The sequence below is a fragment of the Mycobacterium sp. E342 genome (assembly GCF_001667665.1).
GTDB lineage: Bacteria > Actinomycetota > Actinomycetes > Mycobacteriales > Mycobacteriaceae > Mycobacterium.
In genome coordinates this window covers 1-5,816 of sequence record NZ_LZJM01000320.1, presented here as the reverse complement: position 1 = coordinate 5,816, position 5,816 = coordinate 1, and the positions used below count along the sequence as shown (strand labels likewise).

Sequence of the window (5,816 nt, the reverse complement as noted above, 5' to 3'; positions counted from 1 at the left end):
TTCCGCGTCGAGCTTCGGCGCCTTCGCGCCGCCGCCGCAGACGACCAATCCGGGCGGCATCGCCGGCCAGGCCGGCGCGGTGAGCCAGGCCACCGGCACCCAGGCCGGCAGTGCCGCCCAGACGGCGTCATCGCAGGTGATGTCGACCGTTCCGCAGGCGCTGCAGAGTATGTCGACGCCCGGGTCCACGTCCGGTGCGGGCCTGTCGCAGGCGGCGGTGGGCACCGGGGCGTCGTTGGGAACGTCCGGGGCCTCGAGCCCCCTCAGTGCGCTCTCCAGCTTGACCGGCACGTCGAAGAGCGCGACGAAGACGGCGAGCACCGGCCTTAGCGCCGCGTCGGGTCTGGGGACGGCTCTCGGCGGCACCGCCGGCACGGGAGATGCGGCCGGGCTCGCCTCGGACGTGGTCGGCGTGGGATCCGATTTCGCCGGCCTGGGCGGGGATGGCGCCGGATTGGGCGCCGACGGCGCGGGAATCGGGATGGACATGTACGGCCTGGGAATCGACCTGCAGGGCGCGGGTTCGATCATCGGGGCGGAAGGCGGTGCGGTCCCCGGGCTGGGGGGCCTCGGGGACGCGGCCGGCCTCGGAGCCCTCGGGCCGGTCGGGGGCCTCGGCGAAGGCGCGTCGGCGGGCGTGGGCCAGGCGGCCGCGCTGGGAACGTTGTCGGTGCCGCCGAGTTGGGCCGACACCGTCTCGTCGGTGACGCCGCTGCCGGCGGCCCTCGACGCCAACGTCGCGTCGGCCGGGTGGGGCGCGGCGCCGACGGCGCCGCAAGCCACCGGAATCTCTAAGTTGCCGTTGGGCGCCATGGTCGGGCGTGAGTCCGACGGCGGGGTCCACCGGATCGGGTTCCGTCCCTCGCTCATCCCGCGTTCGCCAGTGGCGGGATAGGCCGGGCCGCAACGTTTTCCGGAAACCGAAAGGGCCCGCACACCACGGTGTGCGGGCCCTTCGAGTGAGGACGCGGTGTCAGGCCCAGCTGGACCCGACGGCGCTGTCGGTGCTGGCCATGTTGTTGCCGGCGCTCTGCACCTTCTGCCCGTGGGCGTTGGCCTGCTCGTAGATCACCTGGAAGTTGCGACCCAACTGGGTGATGAACTCCTGGCAGGCCACCGAACCGGCACCGCCCCAGAAGTCACCCGCAGCAAGCACATCGCGAACGATGGCCTGGTGCTCAGCCTCCAGGGACGCGGCCTGGGCGCGGATCAAGGCACCGTGGGCGTCGACATCGCCGAACTGGTAGTTAATGGTCATAACGGTCTCCTAATGTCTGGAATGGTACGCAGCCGCGGTTTTCGGCGCTAGCTGCTCAGGATCTGCTGCGAGGCCTGCTCTTGCTGCTCGTAGTTGTTCGCGTCGCGGATCAGCCCGTCGCGCACCCCGTGGAGCATGTTGACGATGTTGCGGAAGGCCTGGTTGACCTGACCCATGGTGTCGTACGAGGTGGCCTGCGCCTGACCGCTCCAGCCCGAGCCGGCGATGTTCATCGACGACGCCCACATCTTGCGGGCCTCGTCCTCGACGGTCTGGGCGTGGACCTCGAAGCGGCCCGCCATCGCCCGCATTTCGTGCGGGTCGGTCATGAAACGTGTTGCCATGTTGCTTTCTCCTTATCCTTCAAGCCTTCAGTGTCGAAGTCTTAACAGTTGCAATTGATGCGGTGGTGGCCGCGTTATGGACAGATTACGGCCAACCGGTTAACTGATCGCCTCAAACGGGTGACATATACCCCCTAATTTCCCGTATCGGTGGTCCCGACATCAGACAACAACCTGCTTGGGCATCACGATCGGCTTGAAGCCGTACCGCGGCCCGGTGCCGTAGGCGCCTGCGCCCTTGGCCGCCGCGGCCATTCCCGGCATGCCGGGCATCGCGGCGACCGGCTCGGCCTCGGCCGCGGCCGTCCACCCGGAGCCCTCGAGGGGTGCGGTGGAGGACGCCAACGACGCCGGGGCCGCCGCATTCCAGCCGGCCGGCACGGACAGCCCGCCGACCGCGGAGGCCTCGCCCAGGGCGGCCGATGCGCCCGCACCGGACACCGAGCCGACCATGGTGCCCTGCACCATCCCACCGGCGAGCGGCGTGACCGAGTCGGTGAGCGCGAACGGGATCGCCGGCACGGTGCCCAGCGTGTGGCCCAGCGACACCGCCGTCGGGATGGTGTTCATGACGAACCAGGCCGCGGTGTTCACGCCGCCGTTGATGCCGTTGAGCACGGCGGGCGTACCGAGGAAGTTGTCGATCGAGCCCAGCAGGCCCGGGAACGAGGGCGTAATGGGGTCGGCGGCCACCGTCGCCGCCGAGGTGACCGGGGCAAGCAGCGCCTGGGCGGTCCCGGCCGTCGAGTCAGTGCCGAGGGCAGCGCTGTCCGCGGCCGCGGCGGTCGCCGGACTCGTGGTCGACGTGAGCGGCGTCACGGGAGTCAGCACCCCGGCGGCCAACGAGGCCGCCTGGTAAGCCGCCATGGCGGCGGCATCCTGGGCCCACATTTCGGCGTACTGCGCGTCCAACGCCGCGATCTCGGCGGCGACGGTCGGGATGACGGCGAACGGCAACAATGCCGCCTGCGTAGTTCTGTTGGTGATGACCAGTTGCGGCGGCACCACCGCCGCGTACACCGCCTCGAAGGCCGCCGCCGACGCCGTGGCCTGGGCGCTCGCCTGCTCGAGCGTCGCCGCGGTCTCGGTCAGGTAGGTGATGATGGGCTGCGCCGCGGCCGCCGCCGCCGCCGAGCCACCGCCCGTCCACTGCTCGCTGGTCAACAACGCGATGATCGACTCCCACTGGGTCGCCGTGGTGCTGATCTCGGCACTGAGGTTGGCGTAGGCCGCCGCGGCTGCCATCAGCGGCGCCGAGCCCGCTCCGGAGTAGATGAGCGAGGAGGTGATCTCCGGGGGAATTGCTGCAAAGTCAAGAACCATTTGTGTTTCCTGCTCCTTTTTGTCTTGTGGAATTCGAAGTCTGTGGGGATTGCGCGAAGCGTTAGACGGTCGCCGGTTTCGGCATGACGATCGGCTTGACGCCGTAGCGCGGCGCACCGAAGCCGGCGCTGTTGCGCGCGGCCGCGCCCATCCCCGGCATCCCGGGGATGACGGTCCCCGTGCCGGCCTGCGGGGCGGCGGCGGTCCAGCCGACGGTCTCGAGCGGCGCGGCGCTGGTGCCCACCACCGGGGTGGCCGAGCCGGCCCAACTCGGCGGCACCGAGAGGTTGCTGACCATGGTCGCCGAGCCCATCGAGGCCATCGGCATGGCGCCCATCCCGGCCATGCCGCCGCCGGCCACGGGGGCCGTGACGTCGGCCAGGCCCGCCGCGTCGGCGGCCGAACCGGCTGCATCCGCCGCGGAAGTGTCGAGCAGGCCGCCACCGGCCAGGCCCAGCAGGTCGGACGCAGCGGAGGCCCAGTTGCCACCACCGATGTTCAAGATGTTGGCGCCGTTGCTCGAGAGGCCGAACATCCCGCCGAGCATGGCCGGGTTGGTGCCGTTGCCGGTGCTACCGAGCAGATACGACAGCCAGTCGAGGGCACTGCCGGGCGTCGTGGTGGCGGCCGCCGTGGTGGGAGCCGTCGAATCCAGGGCTTGAATACCGGACTGGGCCGCGTTGATGGCCTCGGTGGTTCCGTAGCTGTTGGAGCTGATGCCCAGGGTCTGTGCGTAATTCTCCAGCAGCGTCTGCGCCTCGGCGGCGATGGTCTGGTACTGGGTGCCGTAGGCCGTGAACAGGGCCGCTTGCTGGGCCGACACCGGGTCGGCGCCCGCGGGGATGATCGCCGTCGTCGCCGGCGCCGCACCCGCGTTCTGCGCCGCCAGGTTGGTGTTGATCCCCGACAGCAGCTGCTCCGCAGCTAACATCTCTTGTGTCTGAGTCGTCAGAAATGACATCGATTGCTCCTAGTGTTCGGAACGGCCGACCCCCATGCGGTGGATCGACCCTGAGTGTTCGCGTAACGGCCCCTGTGCGTTGGCGTAACACTAACGACCCCCGACTCCACGTTCCCGGCCGAAAGGGCCGGGGTGACAGCCGTTTACGGCTTCTTAACGATGAGGGCGGCAGTTTTAACATGGTCCTGCCGGACGACATGGCGGCGTGATCTGTCATCTGCCGGAAAGCCGTGGTTAAGGCGGGTGGGCGCGGATCCTAACCGATGCCCTGCGGTGTCGCATGTGGGCGATTTCGCTCGATACGGCGGGATGCGGTGTCCCGGATTCGGCGGCCGCGCGCTAGATTCGCCGCCGGGCCCCCATAGCCCAATTGGCAGAGGCAGCGGACTTAAAATCCGTCAAGTGTCGGTTCGAGTCCGACTGGGGGCACCGGCGTCGGTGGCCGCCGGCCGCGCTGATCGGCCACGTCTGGCCACGACGAAAACGAAATGTTGCTTGCTTCAGTGCCGGGCATCTGATTGGTCCCTGCCTTGCTGCGGGCTCTCGGCTTGATCAACGAGTCGCGACATGCGCGGTAACTGCACCACAGGATCAATCGGGCACTAGGGCCAAGCCATCAGGGCCAAAGGACCCTTGCGGGATGGTGGCGATGGCGGACCCTTAATGCTCTATCCGGCAAATGGCTCCCGAGGGACACCGATGAAGACCACCGCGAAACTTGCAGCAGCAGTTCACCGCCATACACGCTCAGGCGTCAGAAGGCTGTGGCTGGCCGCCGCTGGCGTGTGGCTGTTGGGCGCTGCCCTGTTATTCACTCTGCTGGGCTCAGGCCTGCTGACGGCGCCGTCAACGCGTGCCACGGTGACGGTGTTCACTATGTGCCCTGACGGCCATGAGGGCGTGGCTGGCGGTCACACCAGTTGTCCTTTCGCCAGGAACGTCCACGACAAATTCACTGCAGGCGGGCTTCACTTCCTGGCTTATTCGCCTACGACTGATCAGTGGTATGAGGTGTTCTGTGACCCCACCAAGCGTCCTGCATATTTTGAGAACGGCATGGTCGTCGATTCTTGGAACTGCTACGCCGGTGACAACGCTGAAGTAGTCGTCTGGTAACTCACAACGAAAAGCACAATGTGCGAGCCCAATCCCGAGCCGACCGGCGCAATGGTGACGTAGCTCTTCAACCGTGGTAAGGCGCAACCCCTTCTCTCAACCGAGGTCCGAAGTCCCTAGTCACCGTGCCCGCAGCAGACGAGTGTTGCGTCATGAACCGGCTCGCCTGCGTCACTGCCACTGTCGCGTTGACGTCCATGGTCCCGACCTTTCCGGCCCTTGCCGATCCGGCCGCCACGCTGCGTGACCTGCTACCGGCCGGCTACAGCAGCGATACCTGTCAAGCCATTGATCGTGGGGCGGCCCTGGCCGCAATGAGTTGTGGGCCCAACTCGCTCGCGGGCGGGCCGACGTCCGCGGTCTATCAAATTTTCGCTGACCACGCAGCGCTGCAGAAGGCCTTCTCGGCGGTGGTCAATGGCGTGGATTGGACCGCTACGACGTGTCCCGGGGCGAAGTCTCCCGATCCCATTCCACTCCGAATCTCCGACGGAACCACGTACGGGTCGGTTGCCTGCGGGCGGGCGCGCACCTTCCAGACCGACCGCGATGGCGCCGTGGTGTGGACCAGGGACACCGACAACTTTCTCGGCGTGGCATGGGCCGTCTACCAGGGCCAGTCCTATCCGGCGAACCTGTACGCGTGGCTACGAGCACAGGTGACCTGAAGCCTTCGATCGCGGTTACCGGATCGCCGACCAGTTCGCCGACCGCGGCGTGCTCTGGCAGCGGCTAGGTGTACCCGGTTAAGACGTTGGTGTCAGTCGGCTGATTGGGGGTTGGCCTCCGATGGCTGTGTGGCGACGTTGATTGT

7 protein-coding genes and 1 tRNA gene are annotated in these 5,816 nt (G+C 67.7%); 4 read left to right on the top strand and 4 right to left on the bottom strand.

Annotation, left to right across the window (positions count from 1 at the left end):
• Positions 1–895, top strand: an 895-nt coding sequence (locus A5692_RS26260; protein WP_068062079.1) for a PE/PPE C-terminal domain-containing protein, incomplete at its 5' end; no start/stop codon positions are given.
• 78 nt (positions 896–973) lie between these two features.
• Here the strand turns inward: A5692_RS26260 and A5692_RS26255 are convergent.
• The 4 genes from A5692_RS26255 to A5692_RS26240 form a co-directional block, all read right to left on the bottom strand.
• Positions 974–1,258: a WXG100 family type VII secretion target gene (locus tag A5692_RS26255; protein ID WP_046184805.1), complete on the bottom strand. Its 285-nt coding sequence runs from the start codon at positions 1,256–1,258 to the stop codon at positions 974–976.
• Positions 1,259–1,305: 47 nt separating this feature from the next.
• Positions 1,306–1,602 carry a WXG100 family type VII secretion target gene (locus A5692_RS26250; protein WP_007168951.1) on the bottom strand — a complete coding sequence of 99 codons (297 nt, stop codon included), beginning with the start codon at positions 1,600–1,602 and terminating at the stop codon, positions 1,306–1,308.
• 162 nt (positions 1,603–1,764) lie between these two features.
• A complete protein-coding gene (locus A5692_RS26245) occupies positions 1,765–2,925 on the bottom strand; it encodes a PPE domain-containing protein (protein ID WP_068062077.1) in 1,161 nt (386 codons plus the stop codon).
• Positions 2,926–2,986: 61 nt separating this feature from the next.
• Complete coding sequence (locus A5692_RS26240) at positions 2,987–3,886, bottom strand: PE domain-containing protein (protein WP_068062075.1); 900 nt, start codon at positions 3,884–3,886, stop codon at positions 2,987–2,989.
• A gap of 355 nt (positions 3,887–4,241) precedes the next feature.
• Here A5692_RS26240 and A5692_RS26235 point away from each other — a divergent pair.
• From A5692_RS26235 to A5692_RS26230, 3 genes are all read left to right on the top strand, one after another.
• Positions 4,242–4,315 (top strand) — tRNA-Leu (locus A5692_RS26235).
• A gap of 270 nt (positions 4,316–4,585) precedes the next feature.
• Positions 4,586–5,002: a hypothetical protein gene (locus A5692_RS28695; RefSeq protein WP_156766296.1), complete on the top strand. Its 417-nt coding sequence runs from the start codon at positions 4,586–4,588 to the stop codon at positions 5,000–5,002.
• Between the two features lie 152 nt (positions 5,003–5,154).
• Entirely contained in the window at positions 5,155–5,670 is a 516-nt protein-coding gene (locus A5692_RS26230) for a hypothetical protein (protein WP_156766295.1), read from the top strand.
• The last annotated feature ends 146 nt before the right edge of the window (positions 5,671–5,816 follow it).